General features: G+C 34.1%; 16 protein-coding genes and 1 other RNA gene. 4 read left to right on the top strand and 13 right to left on the bottom strand.

The genetic code is table 11. From position 1 onward, the window contains the following. Positions 1–93: 93 nt before the first annotated feature. The 3 genes from ssrA to UABHE_RS30730 form a co-directional block, all read right to left on the bottom strand. Positions 94–458: a transfer-messenger RNA gene (gene ssrA, locus UABHE_RS30740) on the bottom strand. Positions 459–481: 23 nt separating this feature from the next. Then, a complete protein-coding gene (gene smpB, locus UABHE_RS30735; protein ID WP_372367236.1) occupies positions 482–943 on the bottom strand; it encodes an SsrA-binding protein SmpB in 462 nt (153 codons plus the stop codon). Positions 944–1,030: 87 nt separating this feature from the next. Beyond that, positions 1,031–2,302 carry a tetratricopeptide repeat protein gene (locus UABHE_RS30730; RefSeq protein WP_372367235.1) on the bottom strand — a complete coding sequence of 424 codons (1,272 nt, stop codon included), beginning with the start codon at positions 2,300–2,302 and terminating at the stop codon, positions 1,031–1,033. 735 nt (positions 2,303–3,037) lie between these two features. On the opposite strand from UABHE_RS30730, the gene UABHE_RS30725 reads away from it, so the two are divergent. Further along, positions 3,038–8,740, top strand: a complete 5,703-nt coding sequence (locus UABHE_RS30725) for a hypothetical protein (RefSeq protein ID WP_372367234.1) — start codon at positions 3,038–3,040, stop codon at positions 8,738–8,740. 1,071 nt (positions 8,741–9,811) lie between these two features. On the opposite strand, the gene UABHE_RS30720 is transcribed toward UABHE_RS30725, so the two are convergent. Next, positions 9,812–9,931 carry a four helix bundle protein gene (locus UABHE_RS30720; RefSeq protein ID WP_372371699.1) on the bottom strand — a complete coding sequence of 40 codons (120 nt, stop codon included), beginning with the start codon at positions 9,929–9,931 and terminating at the stop codon, positions 9,812–9,814. A 12-nt stretch (positions 9,932–9,943) separates the two neighbouring features. Beyond that, positions 9,944–10,078 carry a hypothetical protein gene (locus tag UABHE_RS30715; protein ID WP_372367233.1) on the bottom strand — a complete coding sequence of 45 codons (135 nt, stop codon included), beginning with the start codon at positions 10,076–10,078 and terminating at the stop codon, positions 9,944–9,946. A gap of 138 nt (positions 10,079–10,216) precedes the next feature. Between UABHE_RS30715 and UABHE_RS30710 the strand changes: the two genes are divergently transcribed. Together UABHE_RS30710 and aspS are read left to right on the top strand one after the other, a co-directional pair. Then, positions 10,217–10,438, top strand: a complete 222-nt coding sequence (locus tag UABHE_RS30710) for a hypothetical protein (protein WP_372367232.1) — start codon at positions 10,217–10,219, stop codon at positions 10,436–10,438. A 495-nt stretch (positions 10,439–10,933) separates the two neighbouring features. After that, positions 10,934–12,703 carry an aspartate--tRNA ligase gene (gene aspS / locus UABHE_RS30705; RefSeq protein WP_372367231.1) on the top strand — a complete coding sequence of 590 codons (1,770 nt, stop codon included), beginning with the start codon at positions 10,934–10,936 and terminating at the stop codon, positions 12,701–12,703. A 101-nt stretch (positions 12,704–12,804) separates the two neighbouring features. On the opposite strand, the gene UABHE_RS30700 is transcribed toward aspS, so the two are convergent. The 4 genes from UABHE_RS30700 to UABHE_RS30685 all read right to left on the bottom strand — a co-directional run bounded on the left by UABHE_RS30700 (position 12,805) and on the right by UABHE_RS30685 (position 15,216). Beyond that, positions 12,805–13,164, bottom strand: coding sequence for an Hsp20/alpha crystallin family protein (locus UABHE_RS30700; RefSeq protein WP_372367230.1), 360 nt, complete (start codon positions 13,162–13,164; stop codon positions 12,805–12,807). A gap of 32 nt (positions 13,165–13,196) precedes the next feature. Beyond that, a complete protein-coding gene (locus UABHE_RS30695) occupies positions 13,197–13,631 on the bottom strand; it encodes an Hsp20/alpha crystallin family protein (protein WP_372367228.1) in 435 nt (144 codons plus the stop codon). Between the two features lie 232 nt (positions 13,632–13,863). Then, positions 13,864–14,535 carry a hypothetical protein gene (locus UABHE_RS30690; RefSeq protein ID WP_372367226.1) on the bottom strand — a complete coding sequence of 224 codons (672 nt, stop codon included), beginning with the start codon at positions 14,533–14,535 and terminating at the stop codon, positions 13,864–13,866. A gap of 360 nt (positions 14,536–14,895) precedes the next feature. Next, positions 14,896–15,216, bottom strand: a complete 321-nt coding sequence (locus UABHE_RS30685) for a hypothetical protein (protein WP_372367225.1) — start codon at positions 15,214–15,216, stop codon at positions 14,896–14,898. Positions 15,217–15,238: 22 nt separating this feature from the next. Here UABHE_RS30685 and UABHE_RS30680 point away from each other — a divergent pair, with 22 nt between their 5' ends. Further along, a complete protein-coding gene (locus UABHE_RS30680; RefSeq protein ID WP_372367222.1) occupies positions 15,239–15,373 on the top strand; it encodes a hypothetical protein in 135 nt (44 codons plus the stop codon). Positions 15,374–15,581: 208 nt separating this feature from the next. On the opposite strand, the gene UABHE_RS30675 is transcribed toward UABHE_RS30680, so the two are convergent. The 4 genes from UABHE_RS30675 to UABHE_RS30660 form a co-directional block, all read right to left on the bottom strand. Next, positions 15,582–16,610: a hypothetical protein gene (locus tag UABHE_RS30675; RefSeq protein WP_372367221.1), complete on the bottom strand. Its 1,029-nt coding sequence runs from the start codon at positions 16,608–16,610 to the stop codon at positions 15,582–15,584. Between the two features lie 422 nt (positions 16,611–17,032). Next, positions 17,033–17,509 carry a nuclear transport factor 2 family protein gene (locus UABHE_RS30670; protein ID WP_372367219.1) on the bottom strand — a complete coding sequence of 159 codons (477 nt, stop codon included), beginning with the start codon at positions 17,507–17,509 and terminating at the stop codon, positions 17,033–17,035. 89 nt (positions 17,510–17,598) lie between these two features. Next, entirely contained in the window at positions 17,599–18,156 is a 558-nt protein-coding gene (locus tag UABHE_RS30665) for a TetR/AcrR family transcriptional regulator (protein WP_372367218.1), read from the bottom strand. A gap of 308 nt (positions 18,157–18,464) precedes the next feature. Continuing rightward, positions 18,465–21,614 (bottom strand): tetratricopeptide repeat protein, encoded by a 3,150-nt coding sequence (locus UABHE_RS30660; protein ID WP_372367217.1) that lies wholly within the window; start codon positions 21,612–21,614, stop codon positions 18,465–18,467. Positions 21,615–21,627: the final 13 nt, after the last annotated feature.

Genomic DNA, 21,627 nt, shown 5'->3' with positions numbered 1-21,627 from the left:
TTCCTTGAAGTGAATAGATTGAAACGTACAAGTACGTTTGGTTGTTTTTTAGAGGAAGAGCAAGATAGTGATTATCTTGCTCTTTGTTGAAAGTGGTGGAGGCGGTGGGACTTGAACCCACGTCCTGCGACAGTTTGATAACAGCGTCTACGTTTATATTCTGTTTAAAAGTTTCGCATATATGTCGTAAACAGACAAACTTAATATATGCTAGCCATCAAAGGTTTCACTTTGTTATTCTCAGGCGTAAATAACAAAATTATCTTACTAATTGTTTTAAGCTACGACTGTATCATGTAAGAAAGGACACAGGAGCCAGGCTTGCAATTAAGCAGCCATTCTTAGTGGTGCGTTATTTTCTGCACTTAAATTTTTTCCAGGTGTTTTACGAGGCCGCCTGGACCCTCGAAACGCAACTATCATCAGCACTTTGCCCAGTCGATACCATATTCGCCCCCGCATTGGACTAGCTGTTATATAATCAATAGTCAAATTTCTTAATTTCACGTTGTGCATCGCGTTTTTTGAGAGTTTCTCTTTTATCAGCAGCGTCTTTCCCTTTTCCAAGACCTAGTTCTATTTTTGCTCGGCCGTTTTTTAAATAAACACTGATGGGAACAAGAGTAAAACCTCGTTGCTGTAGTTTAGCTTTAAGGCGTCTGATTTCGCGCTTATGCATTAACAGTTTTCTTGGCCGCAATGGATCATGATTTGAATATCCGCCTTTTTCATATGTCGAAATATTCATATTGAATAAGCTAATCTCATCATTTTTATCTATTTTACAAAAAGCGTCGCCTACATTTACTTTTGAATTGCGAATAGACTTGATTTCAGTACCTACAAGTGCAATTCCCACTTCAAATCTATCAAGAATATTGTAGTTATGAAATGCTTTTTTGTTTTTTAGAATAATTTTGATATTTCCGTGTGCTTTTTTCATTGTGTGCCAATACAAATTAAAAAATTAGTTTTGATTTGGTGAAAGATTATCATATTTTCTGAGCGTTGTCAATATTTAATAACAGGATTACTTACTTAGTAATTGTCGTAGCTGCCGTACTTTACCTTCATTTTTTTCCACTCCTAAACCTGTACTGTACATCTCTATCAGGAATTCGATTGCTTGAGCGTCGCGGTAGTTAGCTGCTTTCTCAAACCATTTGTACGCCGTGCTATAGTTTTTTAAAACTCCTTGTCCATAAAAATGCATTCGGCCAAGTGCTGTCCATCCTTGTACAAAGTTGTGATTTGCAGCATTTGAAAACCATTTGCGCGCCTGTTGGTAGTTTGTGATTACCCCTTGTCCGTAAAGATATAAATTTCCCAGTGTGTACATTGCAGAAGGGTTATGTTGTTGAGCACCTTTCTCCAACCATTCTTTTGCCTTCAGGAAGTCATTACGTGCGATCCAAAAATTAGCAAATAAATACATACAATGAGGATCAGATAATTCAATTCCTTTTTCTAGCCACATACGCGCTTTTTGTGAATTTTTTGGTATTAGTTGTCCAAACATGTTTAGACGGCCAAATAAACGAATAGCTTGCAAATTACCTAAATTTGCCGCTCTGCGGTATAAAGCTAGTCCTTTTTGCAAATTGAACAAAGGACTTTGGGAAGTTATAAAGTACTGAGCCAAATTTGCCATTGCAAGACCACTATTATTGTTAGCAGCTTCGCGGTAGTAATTTACAGCTAATTGAAAGTTAACAGGTGTTCCTTGCCCAGAAGCATACATTGATCCAAGGCTTGTGAGTGCTGGAGAATATTTTTGGAGGGATAGTCTTTCAAACAATTCTTTTGCTAAGTTGAGATTTTTTACAGTACCAAGTCCCCAATAGTTCATTACTGCAACAGCAAATACACTAAAGTCATCTCCACGAGCGCGCAAAGTATTATACTGTACTTTTGCAATAGATTGCGCTAGAACAGTGTTCTGTACTACGCCTCTACCAGAATGTAGCATACGAGCTCGATGAAATAAATAATGAGGGTTTTCTTGGTCTAGTTCGTATGCCTTTTCTATTTTTTGCCAGGCAGTATACCAGTTACCATTGTTATACGCTTCTACAGATTCAGTAAAATATGTTTTTGACAAAGAGGCCGTTTTTCGATTACTTTGTCCATTATCTGAAGTATCGGTTTTTGTACTGCGTCCTTTGAATGTTGTATGATGTTCTTCGGGTGCAATATCTTCCAAGTTGTTAGGTATCATTATCCATATTAGTATAGGAATAATTGCCCCTGCAAAAAAACAAAGAATCAAGTTAATAGATTTATACTGCGAATTTATATACATGTGTTATGTCCAATCGGCTTAATATTCGCTAATGTGAAATTTCGCATGAATTTTCTTACATAGTAGAATGTACTGTTTAAATTAATGAAACAAAAGGTTACAAAACTTATTTGTTAAAGATTGTAGAAGGATTGAGACTATTTACGTGATTGTGTAGAAGGAAAGAGGGCATAATTTCTACAAGCTCTTTACTTCGAAAAGCGGTTGTGGATAGTTTAGAATGACTTAAACAATTATTTATGCTTTGAGATCGATTATAAGTAGGTATAACCGCTGAAATAAAAATTTTGTTTACCAATGTTTTATTCTTCTTTATGAGTAAGTTTTGCAAAGCTCAAAATTATACACTATAATTAACGCTACAGATTGAAATATTGCGAATACCACCACAACACACTAGTGTATTAAACACTTTCGATCTTACTTTTGATAAATTTTCTAGTAGTGAAAACTATTAAGACCTCGTGTACACGCAACGATAGTTTATTTGAACACACCTAAATATCATTAGTAAATACATATTATTTCCATTTCATTAGCGAAATGTTTCTATAATATGATATAGTGCTGTGTATTGATATTATCAATTATTGTTATGTGTTTTATTAGGACGCGTCATTATTTAAATGCCTCAAATAATGGTTGCGAAAGAGAATAATTACGCATCTTAAAAAATCACTTATCCTCGTCACTTATTATCCATAACTTTATGTATAGGAGACGACAAGAAAATTCTTGTTACAAACACTTATGGAAATGCATAAAAAATGCTCTTGTAACGACTGGCGGGTTTACCCAAGCAAATATAAACTAGCTACCTTATTTATCTGCACTTTATTTTCGGCAGTTATTGGTGGCTTAGTTTTTGTTGGCTGGAAATTATCGGGTGACCTTGAAGCGTTAAAACAAAATATTTCATTATCCACTCCATGGATAAAAGAAGCTTTAGCTCTATTTATTGGATTTGCGGTTTTTTCTTTGTATGCATTCTTTGTGTACAAACTTCCACAGCATTTTCGCTCTTGGGGAAAATCAATTTGCCCCAAATGTGAGAAAGGTTATATTGTACATCGTGGAGTAAATCCAGTAAAAGCTGTTTTTTACTTTGTTGATAACTTTTTGTTTGGCGAAATATTAATTCCTATGTTTCGCACCATTACTTTTCAACATTTTTGGCGTTCAGGGTACAAAACTTCAAAAGGATTTATCTCTAAATTTTTTACTTTTATTTTACAAATTTTTTTATTTTTTGGTGCAATCCCATTTTTGATTTTTCTCTTAGGGCAAGATAATATCATGGGACTTGTTTGTGCTATTGCTGTAGTGCTTTATATAATATACACAATCGTTGCTCGGCGAAAATCAGAGGACATGGATTATCAAAAAAGTGTAGTTTTCTTGATGATACCTCTTTATTATGTAAGCATGGTTGAAATATTTCGTTGGGCATTTTTGTTTTCTCCCGAAGCAGCTATATTAGTTCCTGATCGCTCTGATTTCTTGTTTTTGGGAATTCAAAACTTTATTCGTACGCAACTTTTCCTCGATTTACTTGACGCTGTAAATATTGCAAACTTAGAAGTTAGTGGATACCTTTTTCTAGGTGCAACGTTTGTGACGCGTTTACTGCTCGATATTGCGGTAATTTCGCTTCTTATCAAAGCTGGCGTTGAAAGTTATCGTCGTACTTGGATTTACTACCATACAGGTCGCAAGATAAAAGATGTTAGCTCAAAAGAAACTTTATTTGATTTAGAGAATCTAGTTATTGTAGGTAATCCAAGTAAAATAGAAGAGGTTCGAGAAAAGCTATCTGAAGTTATGCGCGTTCTTGGTTTAGTAAGACCATATGCCGAAAACGTTCATCAAATGGATGATTCTGAATCTCGTATTCAAGCGCAAGAATGTTTAAATCAACTCTCGGGTATTAATGCTGATGAGCAAACAGGAAAAACGGTGGCCAAAAATCCTTGGTATAATAACGCTTTGTCGTTAACCTGTGTCGCTCTATGGAGTTTCGCTTTTATATGGGGAATACAATACTTTATCGACGAAATTATCAAGGTCGAAATAAAGGAGCTCATGGAAAAGGCGGAATCGCAAACATTCCTCCAAGATCCCATTGGGCGCCAGCAATTGTATGTACGTGTTTTGCAAAAAGATGCAAATCACGATCAGGCAATGCTAAAATCCTCAGAAAACTATTTAAAACTAGCAGAACTCAACGAAAGAGTTTTTAGTTATCAACAAGCAGAAAAAGATGTTGATGACGCATTTATATATCTACGTAAATTAGACAAAAACGCGGCATTTAAGCAACAATATCAAAAAGAATTGTTGCAAAAATCAGGAGAAGCATACGCGATTCGCGGAAGACTGTTTTTTTTACAAAATGATATTGAGCGTGCTCTTGAAGAATTGCGTAAACGTAAAACTCTAGATACACGTAGAATGTTGTTTGATATACAACTGTATAACGCTTCGCTACATTTATTCACACCGCAAGCGCCAGAATATTTTGCTTTGGCAACCCAAGAACTTGGTTTTGATCTCGAATACAAGTTTACATATGTTCAAACCCTTTTGAAAAGTCTTTATTCGGCTTCCAACAAAGACTTTACTGCTTTTATTACTCAGCTGCAACCAGTTATAGAAGGTAAACCAGAATCATTTACTACTTTATATCCTGCGTTTGCCAATGCTCTTGCCCATGCACTTGTAAGGCAAGGGGAAAAAAATTATGAAGCAGCAACTAAACTATTCAAAGAAGTATACGATAACGATTTGTATAGTGGAAAAGCAAAATACAGTGCCTTACTTGGTATGGCAAATCTTTATAGTTTACGTGGACAGTTTACTGATGCAAAAGTAGTGCTCGATAAAATTCTCGATGATAGTAATACTCCTGTAAATGAAAGAAGAATGGCCTTACTTGCAAAAGCAACAGCATGTTTGCATGGAAAAGAAACTGCTGCCGCGCAAGAAAATATCCAAAAAGTTATTACAAACTATACAGATATTCGCGAGGCATATGGGCAGCAAATTCTCAATTATATTGCTGGGAAAATAAGTGCTGATCAACTTTTAGATGAAGCACAAAGCTGGAATATTGGTGTTTCAGAAAAGCAGCACACACTTTGCTATTACTATCTAGGTGTAATAAAAGCTATTGCAAAGAAACATGATGAAGCTGCTGTTTTTTGGCGCCGTTGTGTGCAATTAAATTTAAACTCTCTACCAGAAGTTATGCAAGCAAAACAAGAATTAGAGAATTTACAGGTTCGTTTCGAAGGTAAATCCTACCAAAGTGAGTTATTTTTTAATGATGTTTACCTCTCTCATTTAAATAAACTTGTACGTGAGCAAATTAAAAGTAAGATCAATCCACAACAAAAAACGATTGATGCTTTGAAATTCTTACTCGACACTAAATATCAAGATGAGAAAATAGCAGCTTTAAACTCTATCGCTTCTCATGGTTCTCTGAACAACGATGATTTTTTATCTCTTATAACTATTGCCTTGAAAAGTGATGATGCTGAACTAAAAACAGCAGCTCTAGAGAACTTAAAGGTTCTTCCTCGCGAAGCATCTTTAAAACTTAAAGACAATATTATCGAGGAGCTAAACAGTAAGGAAGAATTGGTACGTCGTAGTGCTGTTAAAGTTCTAAGCATCCTACGTGAAGTTGCTCCTTTGGTTATAGCGCTAGAAAATGAGGATGAATACGTAAGGCGTGATTCTGGCTATGCTTTAGCAAAAATGAAAATCGATGCTACTCCAGCCGCAAAAGCGTTAGAAAAAGCTTTATACGATGAAAAAATTACTGTTCGCGATGCGGCATTTGCTGCGGTAATTCATATCGAAAAAAGTGCTGCTGCATCCGTTTTTCAAAAATTAGTTGCAGATAAAAGCCAGAAAGACACAGAACTACGAATAAAAGCTTTACGCGAGCTATCGAGTAATCATCCACAAGCTTACCTCGCAATTAAGGATGATGTGGTTCCTCTTCTCGTTGATATATTGATGAACAGTCAAGATGCTCAAAGTAGTAGATGGAGCGCTTTACAGCTTATTCGGGTACAAGCAAGTGATGAAGATTTGGAGCCAAATAAAGTTAGGCCGCAACTTAAAAAACGCATGCTAGAACTAATGAATTCTTATGATGCGCAAACTAAAATTGTTGCTGCAAGTTGGTATTTGCATTTCCATGAACGCTGGGATGAAAATATTGAACCTGCAACTCGCATCTTTATTTCTCGCTGGCAACAGGGAACTGAGTTAGATCAATTAGCTGTTGCGAATAGTTTTTTACTAGGTAGAGATCGTATTTCTAGCGGAGCTGCTATTGTTTTAGATAAAGCGTTAAGACATGGTGATAATAAGATCTCAAGTCTTGCAAAACGAATATACGAAAACTCAGTAATTGGTAAAGACTTTGACAACAACATCAAAAGAAGTTTTGTGGAATCTTTGGTTGGAATTGTTAACGATAACAACCAAGCAAAAGTTACAGCTTTGTCAATATTAACAAAATACAAAAATGATGATGCAGAAGGTATTGTGCCTCATCTTTTACCTTTTTTATTGGGTGAAAATGCAGAAGCACGTCAAAGTATTATTGAGATATTAGACTTGGAAAGCGGTGATTATAGCGCCACACCAGAAGATGCAGAATTATTAGTTTCTGGATTAGATCGCGATATAGAGATACAAAAAACTATTCTAGAAGTGAGTAGTGCATTTGATATAAGTCATGAAAAGATGTATTCAATGTGTATGTCGCTTATTGATAGTGAAAACTTTGCACTTTCGGCTGCTGCAATTCGTATCCTAGCAAATTTTCCTGATAGAAAAGAGCAAATCACTGCGAAATTACTTCCGATATTGCAAAAAGAAGCTGCTGATCCTTATGGCGATGATGACGAAGGTGACGATGACGAAGATTACAGCGATGATGATGAAGGCGACGACGACGAAGGTGACGATGACGAAGATTACAGCGATGATGATGAAGGCGACGACGACGAAGGTGACGATGACGAAGATTATGGCGATGATGATGAAGGCGACGACGAAGGCGATGATGACGAAGATTACGGCGATGATGATGAAGACGACGAAGGCGACGATGACGAAGGCGACGATGACGAAGGCGACGATGACGAAGGCGACGATGACGAAGGCGACGATGACGAAGGTGACGATGACGAAGGCGACGATGACGAAGGCGACGATGACGAAGGCGACGACGAAGAAGATGATGAAGACTATGGCGATGATGATGAAGACGACGAAGGTGATGAAGAGCCAAGTGAACTAGATAAACAAGATGCAGCGCTTTATACCGTTGGCGTTTTGAATGGTTTAGATTATTTGTTTGATATTGCAAATGAGAATGATCATCTAATTGAATCTGCAATACCAACAGTATACGAAGTTCAGGAAAAATTAGACTTAGATGATGCTGATGCAATGATTTATCTAAGTAAGTTTTTTAGTAGTGATGATGAGGATACTGTTCTCGCGGCGTTAGAAGAAATAGAAAATGTCGAAGGAGAAAAGTCAGCTGCTCTCTCTGCGCTTAAAACTTTACAAAGTTCTGACAATGCTGAAATTCGTAAATTAGCTCAAAAATTGGTGTTGGAAAGCGAAGGCTCTGGTGATCTAAACCTCATAGTAAAGTGGTTAGAAGATGAAGATGAGGAAATTCGTTTAGTTGCAGTATCTGTATTAAGTAATATAGGTATTAAAAACGTTTCTCTTGTTAATAAAGTAGCGCAAAGGCTTGATGATGAATCAGAAGAAGTGAGAGTCAAAGCTTCGGAAGTTTTGGTTAAGGTAGGCAAGCCTGCTGTTTCTGCTATTTTGCGATATACAGGATCATCTAAACAACAACTACAGATGATTGCTATTGAAACTCTAGGAAAAATGGGCGCAAATGCTAGTACAGCAACAGGTAGCTTAGTTAAATTGTTGAGAAAATCATCAACAGCAATGCGAACTACTACCTTGCAAACAATAGCTCACATTGCAACTCCTAGAGAGCGTAGGTATGTGTTAAAACCATGTAAGCTTATTTTGAAAAGTAAGAACTTTACTAACGATCACAAAGTACTTGCTTGGGTAATTGTTGCAAGAGTTGGCTTGAAAGAAAAAGCAATTAACTCATTAATTGCTATGCTTGAAAACCAACCGCAAAATCAAATGTTTATCATTAAAAATTTACGTGAGATTGATGCGAGTTACACAGTTCAATACTTAAAACAAGTTATTCGAAATCGTTATGGAAGTATTGATGTGGTTGCGGCTATTCGTATTTTGGAAATCTTAAAACAAGACGCAAAATCTGCGATTCCTGTATTAAGAGAAATGGCTATCGACCCGAATCCTAAATTTAGCGAAGCAGCGAAACAAGCTCTAACTGCTATTGAATAATTAATAACTAAGTAATACATAAAAGCCTCTACAAAACGTAGAGGCTTTTTTTATGTGTGGGAAATAAGCAGATTTTCAATCCCAGCATTCTGGAGTTGCTACGATACTTCTCGTATCGTATTGAGAGAGGAAGTGCGAAGTTCTTGTTGACACTTTTGTTTCTGATGTTTGGCAAACATGGGATATCTAATTGAAATTGTTTGAGAACACGACAATCATTGCAGCCACCAGGAGCAAGCAAAAACTCAACTGGTAAACCAGTTTTGGTGACGAGCATATGAACCCGCAAGCCGAAAAAAATAACGACGTTTGCTTGCAATATAACCCCGATGATCTTGTGTATTGTATATTTCGACTAATGCGAATATTGTCACAGACCGGAATAGGGCGTGTCATCATTCAATACAGATAAAAATATAACGGATTCATTTAATGATACGCCAGTAGTATTGAGCCCGAGCCCGCGCCCGAAAACTTGAGAGTGACAGAAAGTGATTTATTGGTTCAATACTAGTTTTTTGCGATGGAAAAAGAAACTTTGCTTCTTTGATAAATTGTTAGTGAAAGTTTCGGAAACGGGCTCGGGCTCGAAAAAACACACAATATTTTGAATGATGACACGCCCTAATACTACAGTTGTAACTAAGTACAGTTCCTTATTTTTCGGTGTTTCTAGCTGTTTACAAATAACAGTATTTTTTGCTATTTGAGAAGAGCTATCGATAAAATAAGACCTACAGAGTGTCTAATTTTTATAGCTACCTATTTGTAATTTCTGAATTAGTCATTTTAACTTGAGGATCTTCTACAATCTTGAGTGCTTGTGTTATCTCATCACATATACAGAAAACACTTATAATTTCTTTTTCCATGACTTTCTCGTTCTTGTTTTTCCTACTTTAAGAGAAGAGTCGTTATAACAGTATAAAAAAACGATGTGTGTAATTCGATTTTTGAGGTTCGTGGTCGTGGATTGATATTCCATGTGCGGAAATTAGACTATTAACTTTGAAAGCATACAAATTATTCTATAGAGTAGTTTTTTGATTTTCTCTTTTTCTTTTGAGTCTATTATTTGTGGGCTATCTTAGCAACATCGAATACTGCACTACATTCATTTGCTGATGCTCTTGCTATAGAGAAAAACCTTGCTTTCTCTTTTTTGCTAAATTTGGTATTGTCTTCTGCTATATTAAGAGGGACTCAAGGCGATGCTCTTTTTAGCTGATCCTTTAAATAGCTGTAACCTGATGGCATTTTCTCCATCACATTAAATGTTTCTTTTGTATATTTTAGTGATACTTGATATACATCTAATTTTTCATGATTAAAATTCATTGCATTACCCTTACTTCGTGCCGTGTGTCACGACTGCGTCTCACGAGATTCGAACCGCGCACATCGAATTTGTAAGAGTAATTATATCAGACTGTACGATAACTTTTATAGGTCGCAACTTGAGTTATTCCTAACAAAATGTTGTCTTTTCAGTGGAATATCTCTCCTATTTCAAAGAAAGAAACAGTTTGCGACACCTTTGTTGTTATAGAAATGTCGCAAGTTGCGGGCAACATAACCTCTCTGCGTTTGTACCATCAAGGTTGGAATGAAACATCTACAGAAATTTACCAAGATTACGAGAAAATCTGGGATGCCGTACTTCAAAAACTACAGAAAAGTTTTGAGAAGAACAACTAGCACTGCCACAAACATATTTTCTTGATTTTTACCGTTATACGTAGTACTATCAACAAGGCTTGCGATCAAACAATTACGTCGTTTTTTTGATCTGGCAAAGTGAAATAAATCTGTTTAAAAATAAAGGCGTTGACATCATTTTCTTTATAATGTGGTTATTCTAGAGACTAGCTTTGTTACTTTTTAATTGTAGAGCGCAACTATGTACTTTCAAAGTGCCTTCTACTCCCTAAGAGCCTGTTATAAAATTATTTGAAGGTGCAAAATTGTTCCTTTTAACTTCGAATTTCGTTATTTTTTTATTATAAAATTACTACTTTACACTAAAAAAATGCCTTATTAGAAGCTAAAATGCCCAAATTTTTCACCTTCAATTAATTTTGTAATAAGCTCTAAAACATCTACATTATAATAACATATAAATGTCGGCGTTCTATGCAACAATAGTTTATTGTAGGTTTTCCTACAAAACTTAATTAGAGAGGCTGTAAGATAGTGTTACGTACTCATACATGTGGAGAACTCCGCAAAGAGCATGCTGGCAGTGAAGTGGTTTTAAGTGGTTGGATTCGATCTATTCGCGACCACAATCATTTTGCATTTGTTAATTTGACTGACCGTTATGGTTTTTGCCAAGTATATTTCGATGAAAATTTAAAATCGCAGCTTGAAAAAGAAGCTTACGTCCAACTAAAGGGTGAAGTTAAAGCGCGTCCAGAAAAAGAAATTAATCCTGAAATGGCAACCGGGGAAATAGAAATCGTGTGCAAAGAGATGAAAATTCTCTCGCGTTCGAAAGTGCTTCCTTTTGAGTTATTTGATAAAATTGATGTAAAAGAAGAAACAAGACTAAAGTATCGTTTTTTAGATATGCGTCGTCCTCAAATGATTGAACGTTTGACCTTGCGTAGTAAAACAGCTGCATCTATTCGCAAGGCATTTGAGAAGCTAAATTTTTTAGAAGTAGAAACGCCTGTTTTAGTGCGGAGTACTCCTGAAGGTTCAAGAGACTTTGTCGTACCAAGTCGCGTTCACCATGGAAAATTTTACGCATTGCCTCAAAGTCCACAGTTATACAAGCAAATGTTAATGATTGGTGGGTTAGATCGTTATTATCAGTTTGCTCGTTGTTTTCGCGATGAAGATGCACGTAGAGATCGCCAGCTTGTTCACACCCAAATTGACGTAGAAATGGCAACGACAGAACAGGAAGATGTTTTTCGCGCAGTAGAGCATGTTATGAAAACTATCTTTTCAGAAGTGCTAAATGTTGAATTGCAAACACCTTTTCCTGTCTATACTTACGATGAGGTAATGTTGCGTTTTGGTTTAGATAAACCAGACATGCGATTTGGAATGGAGCTTATTGACTGTACAGAAGCAGTTAATGGCAGCGAATTTGTTCTTTTTGATAACATCTTGAAAGATGGCGGTGTAATAAAAGGAATTGTTGCTCCAGGGTGTGCAGGCTATTCACGTAAACAAGTTTCGAAATTAGAAAAATATATACATCAATTCCAAGCAAAAGGACTTGTCGCTTTCAAAGTAAATGATGGTAAGTTAGACGGAAGTCCAGTTAAGAAAATGACCGAAGAAAGTGTACAAAAGCTTTATGATAAAATTGGTGCAAAAGATGGCGACCTGCTTTTACTATGCGTTGGTAAGGCAGATATTGTTCATCGCTCTCTTGGTGAATTGCGTAACTACTTAGCGCGAGAACTCGACCTAATTCCTGAAGGTGTTTACAACTTTTTGTGGGTTGCTGATTTTCCTCTTTTTGAATGGGATGAAGAGAACAAAGCATGGACGCCAATGCACCATATGTTTTCAATGCCAAAAGAAGAATTTATTGATAACTTTGAACAAGATCCAGGCAATGTAAAAGCGCAATTGTACGATCTTGTCTTGAACGGTGTAGAGTTGGGTAGTGGATCTATTCGTATTTCTTATCCAGAGATACAAAAACGGGTTATGAATCTCGTTGGAATGAGCGAAGAAGAGGCACAGAAAAAGTTTGGCTTTTTGTTAGATGCTTACCAATATGCAAGTCCACCGCACGGTGGAATAGGAATGGGATTTGATAACTTAGTGATGACAATGATGCAACTAGAGAATATTCGCGAAGTTATTGCATACCCTAACGCAAGTAACGGTATGTTTTTATACGATGGTAGTCCAACACCAATTGAATGCGACCAACTGGAAGAGCTCCACTTGAATGTCATTGAAAAAGAAGAAGAAAAGCAAGACGACGAACAAGTGTAAACGTAGTTCAGCTTATAAAAAAAGACCTAATGTATATTAGGTCTTTTTTTTGAGTATGTTTAGTCAAAACAATACTTGTATGTAGAGTCGTTTCATTTGAGTTATGCAGAACGAACTTCTATTTTTTTCGCTGTATCTTTTTTTAATTTATGAAGTTGAAGAGTTAAAACACCATCTTTAATTTGCGCATCAATCTTCTCAGGATCAAGAGCCTCTTTGATTGCCCACGTCCGTTTAAAATCTCCCGTATAATATTCTGTATGTTGAATTTTGTAATCTTTTTTAAATTGCGATTTTTCAGCTTTCGCTGAAATCTGTAGTTGGTTTTTATCTAATTGAACATCAACCGAGTTTTCATCTACACCTGGTAGATCAACAACCAGGGTGATGATATTATCTTCTTCATAAACATCTGTATCAGGGACAAAAATCATTGTGTCATCTTTAATATCTGTACTCATCTCTTGTATCTCCTATATTTTGATTAAGTGATCTAAACTTTTTTTACGATGATTTTCTTTGGAACACTTTGTTCTTGTTTTGCAACATGGATATACAAAATACCTTTTTTATAATTTGCATCTACTTTTTCTTCGTTTATATCAAACCCAAGTTGAATAGCTCTTTTCCAACTATCAATTTTTCGCTCCTTTAAATAATATTTTTTACTATCCATTTCTTGTTCTTTTCGAGAAACGTTAATATTAAGAATATTTTTATCAATGCTAATTTCTATGTCGTCGATATTTACTCCAGGAGCTTCAACACTAACTATAGCTTCTTCTTTATTTCCTTGTATGTTTACTGGTAGATTTTTTTGGCTTCGCGTAGTTGTTGGTTGTATAAATTGAAAATTTAAGTGATCAAAAATTTTGCTCATTTCTTCTTGCAGGTTATTTATACTGTGTAAGTCTTTAGTAAAAAACATAACGTACTCCTTTTTTGTATTTTATTAAATTTATGATATTTTGTTTATGTTGTTGTTGCTAGAGTAATAAGCAATTAGTGTGCCAAACCTGAGATGTTTGTTTTAAGTCTTTTTTTTGCAGTGGTTTAACGTTTCAGTCTGAAAGGAGGAACGTTATTGTGATAATAATCGTTTATGTCAAAATGACATTTCGTATAGTATTTTTGGCAGAAAATAAGAATATTTGATTTTTCTATTTTTTATTATTGAGTTGTATTTTTTTTGGTCCATCTTTTGTGAGTGTGTAGTGTTCTGTGTAAATTCTTGCATCTCGCCGGAGTCTTGATTTTTCCCAACGCAGAGTAATAGTGGAGCCTATAGTTTCTACTGATCGCAAGCTACCGCAAAGTCTTGTATGTTTTCTTATGTAAAAAATTTTCCACTTAAATGCGGAAAGCCGAACATAGATTTTGACAACCGCATAACCTGGAACCAAATAGATCGTAGGAGGATAAATATAAGCGAAATGAGATTTGTTACTATACCTTACTTTCGTTTTATAGTACGGCATCCAAAGGTCTCTTGCCTTACTAATTTGTAGATACAGTGAACCCAAAACTCCGAGAATAACAGCATACAATATTAATTTATTTTTCGTATTCCATTCACTTTTAAATTCGCGTAGAGCAAATATGAAGCATAGACAAAATAACACTGAGATAAGATGATAATAGGAAAATAGATGAGGAGGAAAGTTTGTAAAGTATGAATGTGATAAATATAATAAGAGTTCTGCAAGGCCATAACAACAACAATAGAATATTCCTACTTTTGCTAAAAAGACTAGAACCTTTTTGTAGACCTCTTTTTCTAGTTTTATCCACATCCATATAAAAACTAACAATATTAAAATTAGTAAATCCATTTGCACCTCAATATACTAATGAATTGAATATTATAAATTATTTGCCTTATCATTCCTGCGAGAATAGGAATCAATATCACTAAGTTAATAAATTTTATATTGTATCATGCTCTTTATAAATCGCGATACACAAGATATAAAACTCTGTATTGAGCGAGTAATTAATTTATCAGATCACTTAAGAATATCCAAAACCATAGTTAGGAATGTTGTTATGAAAATTTTACTTATCACTGGTTGTGTACTGATGATTTTATCACTGATTATTGCGTGGATAGCTTCATTTGTAAAATATTTAAAAATTAGTTGGCTGTGTAATATTTTTAAATCGAGTTCTAATTTAATAAAATGTCACATTGATTACCTTTTGATGTCACTGCTATTATTCGCATTCTCTTCGATAGATTCTAAATTACCCGCTACGATTATTTGGATAATGGTAATAGGAGCATTTACCAATCCACTATTATTTCTAGTAATGTCAATAAAACCAGATGTTAACAAATCTTTAGATTCTGCGTTTGGAATAATTTCTAGTGTTAGTTTTACAATAACAACGATTGGATTCGGAGGTGCTTCTATTTTTATTATAATATCTACTTTAACTTGATTTTTGGAGTTGTTGGCGAAATCTACAAAAAAACTAAAATACGCTGTACAAAAGGAATGATCGCTGATCAATCTCAACAAGAAAGGTTGAATTGTGCCGAATCAACAAAATATGTTTGGAAAATATCAAATAGAAAAAGAACTTGGTAGAGGTGGTATGGGAATTGTGTATAAAGCTTACGATACCCAGAATAAAATGTATGTAGCTCTTAAGTTGATTTGCCTATAGGTAGCGGCATGGTGGAGTCGTCCTGTAAATGGTTGGTCCAACAACGACTCAAAGGTACTGGTATGCGTTGGTCTTTTTCTGGTTTTGATAATTTACTCTCTCTTCGCGTTGCTTGGGTCAATTAGCGTTTTGATAAGTTATTCTCTGACCGTAACTTCACCGTCCCCACCATGTTTTACATGCGCTCTATATAAAGTTGCAAAAAATATTACTTTCGCCATTTTGTTTTTTGTGCTTTTTTTAGCCACTTATTCAGTCGAGACAAAATTATAATGAGTGATTGGATTTGTTTCATTTTTTGTTCTTCTTCACTTTTGCTACCAAATGAATACCACCAACCTCTATTTGTTGACTCATATATTGACAGTAAATCAAAGTGATGTTTTCTTATTTTTTTTACCAGTTGCATATACTTCTTTTTGTCCTTAGAAAGCTTAATATTTTGATAAGTATTCATAAAGTACTCCAACGTACTTAAAATATGTTCTCCTATTTTTATAGAACTCATTTCCTTAGTAAAGTAATCTACTTTTTCTTCATCACTTTCCATATTATCTAATTTTTTTAGGACACTATCAATAGCTTCTAACATCCTGTCAAATTTAGATAAATTCTTTTTAAATTTAATGAGCCTAAGTTTTACGAAACTATCATATATATCCGATTCTTTTTTTTGAGCTTCCTCGAACTTTTGTTTTGCTTTAATTTGCTTTTTAGATATCTTTAAAGTTTTTATTAGTAACTTTAGGTTTTTGGAATGAATTTTTTGAATGCTGTTTTCGAGAGTACTAAAAATTTTTGCTAGTTTTTCGATTTCTTGATATTTTTCCTTTGTATCTTTGTCAGGTTTTTTTGCAATTTTGATTTCTTTTAAATAAGAAGACATTTTTTTTTGCAGTTTCTTTTTTGCGATTTTGATTTCTTTTAAATAAGAAGACATATTTTTTTTCATCTTTAAAAAATCTTTAAGATCACTAATATCTTCAATATTTTCAATCTCATCAATATCTCTATTAGACAAGTTTTCACCCTCATCAAGCGTGTCATTAAAATCTTTAATCTCTACAAGTAAACGAGCATAAGCACTCGTAACTTTCCTATTATCGGAAAGGAATGTATTTGTAATTTCAATAAATTTCTCCAATGTATCTTCCCATTTATAGGATTTTTTACTAAGTTCTGATGCAGTTAAAGACGAACAGATGAAAAAAAACAAGAATAGAAAGCACTTATACATGACATGGTCCCCTAAAAGTATAGTGTTTTTGGTAGAAATAATTATGTGGATGAAAAACGTTATAATTTGGTATTTATAAGTGATAAACAGAATTTAAATACGCTCAGTTATTTACAAAATGGAGCAATAGAAGAGATAACGCGTCTCGGATTATTAGAGGGATAATAACATTTAGAATAAATGGCGTCAAACGTAAAATAACTCTCAGCGAGGGGAGTTGTTGTATGAAACGGCAACCAATGAAAACGAAAAAAGACATCTCTGAGCTAATGTTTTACAAAGTTATTGTTGTATGCGCGATAGCAAAAAATCTACAAAACAATTAAAATATATCGCCAAAAAGGAGTGAATACTCACTCCTTTTTGGTGCGCATTTTTTACCTATAGAGAATGTTTTAATTGAAGGCAAAGGTGTTGGAAATTTATTGAATTAGCTGGTATAGATGTAAAGTATCCATGTATTCTTTAACAGCAATGATGCTATTATTTTCAATTGTTATTAGAAAATGATATTTATTGTTGTATTTTTTACCATTTATGTGAACTCCGTCGGATTCTACCTCTGCTGCTACCTTGTTGTTTTCGGAAATCATACTTTTTACTTTTAACTTTAAACCTTGCGGAAAACCTTTTTGGATATTTCCTACTATCTGTAGATATTGGTTTTTATTTTTTGTACCAGAAAATGGTAAATCACCTGGTACCCACCATGATACATCATCATTCACTAAATAAAATGCTCTGTCTATTTCTCCATTACTGAGGAGTTCAAAGAAGTTTGATACTAGGTTTTTGTTGTATGTAGTCTGTTCTTGTTCTTGTGCATTTGCGATCTGAACATACGTTAAAGTAAAACAAAATACTATAACAAATATACTTATAACGGTCTTTTTATTCATGTGTTTTTCCTTTTAAATTGTTATTAACAAATTATTTTGATTCTTCTGTAAGGAGTGAACGTTCATTCCTTTTATTGGCAAAAAAAATATTATAGTTTAATAGCATCCCAGCAACAATTAACTGCACACTGTTTTGCGTTTGAGTCAGCATGCGCAATTCCTGAAACATGTCTTTTTACTAATGATGATATAGAACCTTGAATGAAAGAAATCATTACATCTATAGGAATGAGTTTTAAAACTTGTTGTTGTTGTGCATACTGAAAAAATTTCTCTAGTTGTATATTTTTTTCGTCATTGTTTTGTGAATAAGGAGAATAAATGTATTGTTCTATAAACAAAAACTCTTTAGGATTAGAGAGATAGTAGTTTGTTAGATTAAACCAAAAATTGAAAAACCGCTCTCTTATTGGTTTTTCTTGAGTATCATTAGTCATAAGTGCTTGGTATTTTTTTTGTTTGATGTGATTATATAGTTCTCGAATTAACTCATCTTTATTTTTGAAGTAACGATAAATTGTTCCCACACTTAAATTCGCCGCGTCAGCTATTTTTGACACAGGAGTCCCATGAAAGCCGTTTTCAGATATTAGCTCTAGTGTCTTTTCAAATATAATCAATCGTTTTTCTAATTTATTAATTGCCAAAATAAATACCTTATGAATGAATGTTCATTTTTATTTTATGCACAATATCTTAATTTGTCAATACTAAATTACAGTAAAAAAATGAAAAAGCTCTCGCTGTTGTTTTTATCTTGACATATTAGATCCTGACGAATTCAAAGGAGTTAGTTTTGATAATTGTTCTTTTCGTGGGAGTGGACTTTCCGTTGACTTGTCGAGAAAGAATATTTCTTCTCTTGAAGGTTTGTATTACCAAAAGAGATAGGATATCTAAACTTAGAAAACAATCCCATTAATAAAGTAAAAGATATCCTACCTTAATGAAGTGACTAATTTTGCTGTTGTAAATTGTTTTTACAACTTTTTATTTTTTGTAAGGTACTCTTTGTGTCTGCAAGTCCTAATTTAATAGCTTGCTGCCAATTGTCAATAGCTTGCTTGTATTTCTGTAAAGAATAATAACAGTCGCCGATAAGCGCATATGTTGAAGAGTGTGTTTTATTTAGTTTTAGGCTATGTTGTAAATTCTTTAGAGCCAATGTATATTTTTTAGATTTTAAAAAAAATTCTCCTCTTCGATAAGGTATGATATGCGATTTGTTATCGAGTTTTTCTGCGATATTTAAATTTTTAATTGCTTCTGGAAATTGATCACTCTGTAGTAAAATTACCGCTTTATTGGTGTAGTATATTGCCTGAGAGTTGTCGAGTTCTATAGCACGATTTATATTTTTTAGCGCTAATTTTTTCTTTTGTAAGGCTAAGTATATTAAACCTCTTTCGTGCCAAAATCGACTTAGTTTTGGTGCAAGTTCAATGCTTTTATTATTACTTGAAAGTGCTTGTTTATGCTGCTTTGTTTTGTGAAGAATATTTGCTCTTGTGGCATAGTAGAGGGCTTTTTTAGGATTTAACTTTATTGCGATGTTGATATTTTCTAGCGCTTGAGAATATTTTCCTAAGTGGTAAAATAGTAAACATCTACCGTTTAAATATTCACTGTTTTGTGGTGATATTTCTATAGCTTTGTTAAAATCTAACATAGATAGTTTATATTTCTTAGCGTTTCTGTAGGTTACACCACGATTGTAATAACTATTATGGTTTTGATGTTTCAATTCTATAGCACGGCTGAAATTTTCAATAGCAGCTGGGAGGTTATTTAGACGTTTATACACAACTCCTCGAAGATTATAAGAAGCAGTGTAGTTTATGTCTTCTGCGATAGACTTGTTTAAGTAATGAAGTGCCTCTGTTGTTTTGTTTTGCAGGTATAAGTTTTTACTTTGTAAAAAGTATTCTTTAGCTTTTTGAGTGTTTTGATTTTTCGCCTCCGTTTTTATTAGCGTTTGAGCTTTTGCAATGTTAGCTGTCATTTCTTTTATTTTGTAGTTCAATTCTCTTGCTTTTTTCCAACTTACAATTGCGTTTGTGTGGTCAGATAAAGCGGAATAGCATTTCCCCATACTATCGTAGGCATTGTGGTATTTAGGATTTATTTGGCATGCTTTTTGGAAATGAACCAGTGCTTTTTTGTACTGCGCTTCTACAAAGAATATTTCTCCTTTGTAAAAATAAACATTGTCTAGTTCATTATTAAGCTGTTGAGCTTTGTCTAAACATTCCATCGCATCTTTGTGTTTATTTTGATAAAGAAGTATTGCACCTTTTACTGAGTAGTACTCTGCTTTAGTGTTATCGAGTTTTATTGCAGTATTTATATCATCTATCGCTGCTCGGTAGTTTTTTAGGCGGTACTGGGTTAAACCTCTATTTTTAAAATATATGCTTGTTTTAGGTGATATTTCAATGGCTTTATTTTCATCTTGTAGTGCTAGTTTGTGTTTTTGCATCTTTCTGTAGGTGGTAGCTCTTGTCTCGTAGTACTTAGCTTTTGTGTTATCGATTTTTATCGCAATGTTGATATCTTGGAGTGCCATTGGATAATTACCAAGACGACTGTAAAGAAAACTTCTTGCATCTCTATATTCGCCTTTCTTTGGAGATATTCTTATTGCTTTATTATAACTTTCCAAGGCTAATTTGTTTTGATAAGTGTTTTCAAATATTTTAGCTTTGGCGATGTAATACTCGTCGATAGAGTTATCAAGCTCTATGGCTTTGTTTATGTCTTTTAAGGCAAGTGGGTATTCTTTCAGGCAGCGATATGCTAGGCTTCTACCTTCAAAATAATAACTTACTTTTGGTGTTATGTTAATAGCTTTGTCGTAGTCGAGTTTTGCCTCTTTGTATTTTTGCATGTTTATGTAAATACGAGCTCGTAAAGCGTAATGTTTTGCATTTGTAGAATTAAGTGTTATTGCGTGATTGATGTTTTTTAAGGCTAAGGTGTATTCTTTTTTATTGAAATGTTTGTTCGCTTTGTTGTAACTGTCAATTTTTTTCGTTGTACGCGCATTAGTTTTTTCTACAATTTTATCGTCTATTTTCGTTTTATTGTCTATTTCAATTTTACTACTTTGCGTTACTACATTGTTTTTATTTTGTAATTTTCTGTAGGAATAATAAAGCCACCACGAAAAACCGCTCAACATAAAAGTTAAAATCGTAAGGCCTGCAATAATTGTTTTTTGTAAATTATTTTCTGATTTTTTTTTAATTTCACTACGCATAGTTTTACGTGCGTTTTTAAAATTATTCAAAGCTTTACTCAAGCTTGTGCAATTTTTGTAGCGTTTTTCAGGATCTTTTTGTAGACACTTTGAACAGATTTTTTCTAATACTGGGGATATTTTGGGGTTTATCTGGTGCAGAGGGATAGGATCTTCGTTGAGCACTTTAAATAGTAGACTAAGATAGGAGCTACCTTTATACATTTTTTCATGAACAAGAGCTTCATACATCGTTGCACCAAGAGCATATACATCTGTTGCACTAGATACCCGTCCTGAAATCTGCTCAGGGGGCATATAACTAGGCGTTCCTAAAAGTTCTCCGTTTGTAGATAAAGCATTATCGTGTTCTACAAATTTTGCAAGTCCTAAGTCCATAACTTTTGGTTCGCCGTTTTTTGCAATCATTATGTTTGCGGGTTTTATATCGCGATGAATAATGTTTAGCTCGTGCATTTGTTGTAAACAACTACAAACTTTTATTAGTATGTTTACAACAAAAAGTGGCTTAGTTTTTTTTTGTTCTATTAAGTGTTCTAAGGTTTGACCTTCGATGTATTCCATTGCAAAATATGGTTGAGGAATTTTCCCAAATTCATAGATACTTACTAGATTAACATGAGTTAATTGCGCCATAGCTGCTGATTCGATTTCAAATCGTTCAATACTTTTTTGACTAGCTTTTAAAATAATTTTTAAGGCTATGTGTCTTTGTAATTGAGGATCATAAGCTTTATATACAACCCCCATACCACCACGTCCAAGTTCTTTCTCAATTACATATTTCCCAAAATGTTTAGGAACAGGTGTTTCGGTTTTTATTTCAGAAAAAAAATTAGATGTCATTGTTATTTCTCAA

The sequence above is a fragment of the Candidatus Uabimicrobium helgolandensis genome, from assembly GCF_041508025.1.
GTDB lineage: Bacteria > Planctomycetota > Uabimicrobiia > Uabimicrobiales > Uabimicrobiaceae > Uabimicrobium > Uabimicrobium helgolandensis.
Note: the sequence above shows the minus strand (reverse complement) of the source record. Positions and strands in the feature narration are given on the sequence as shown.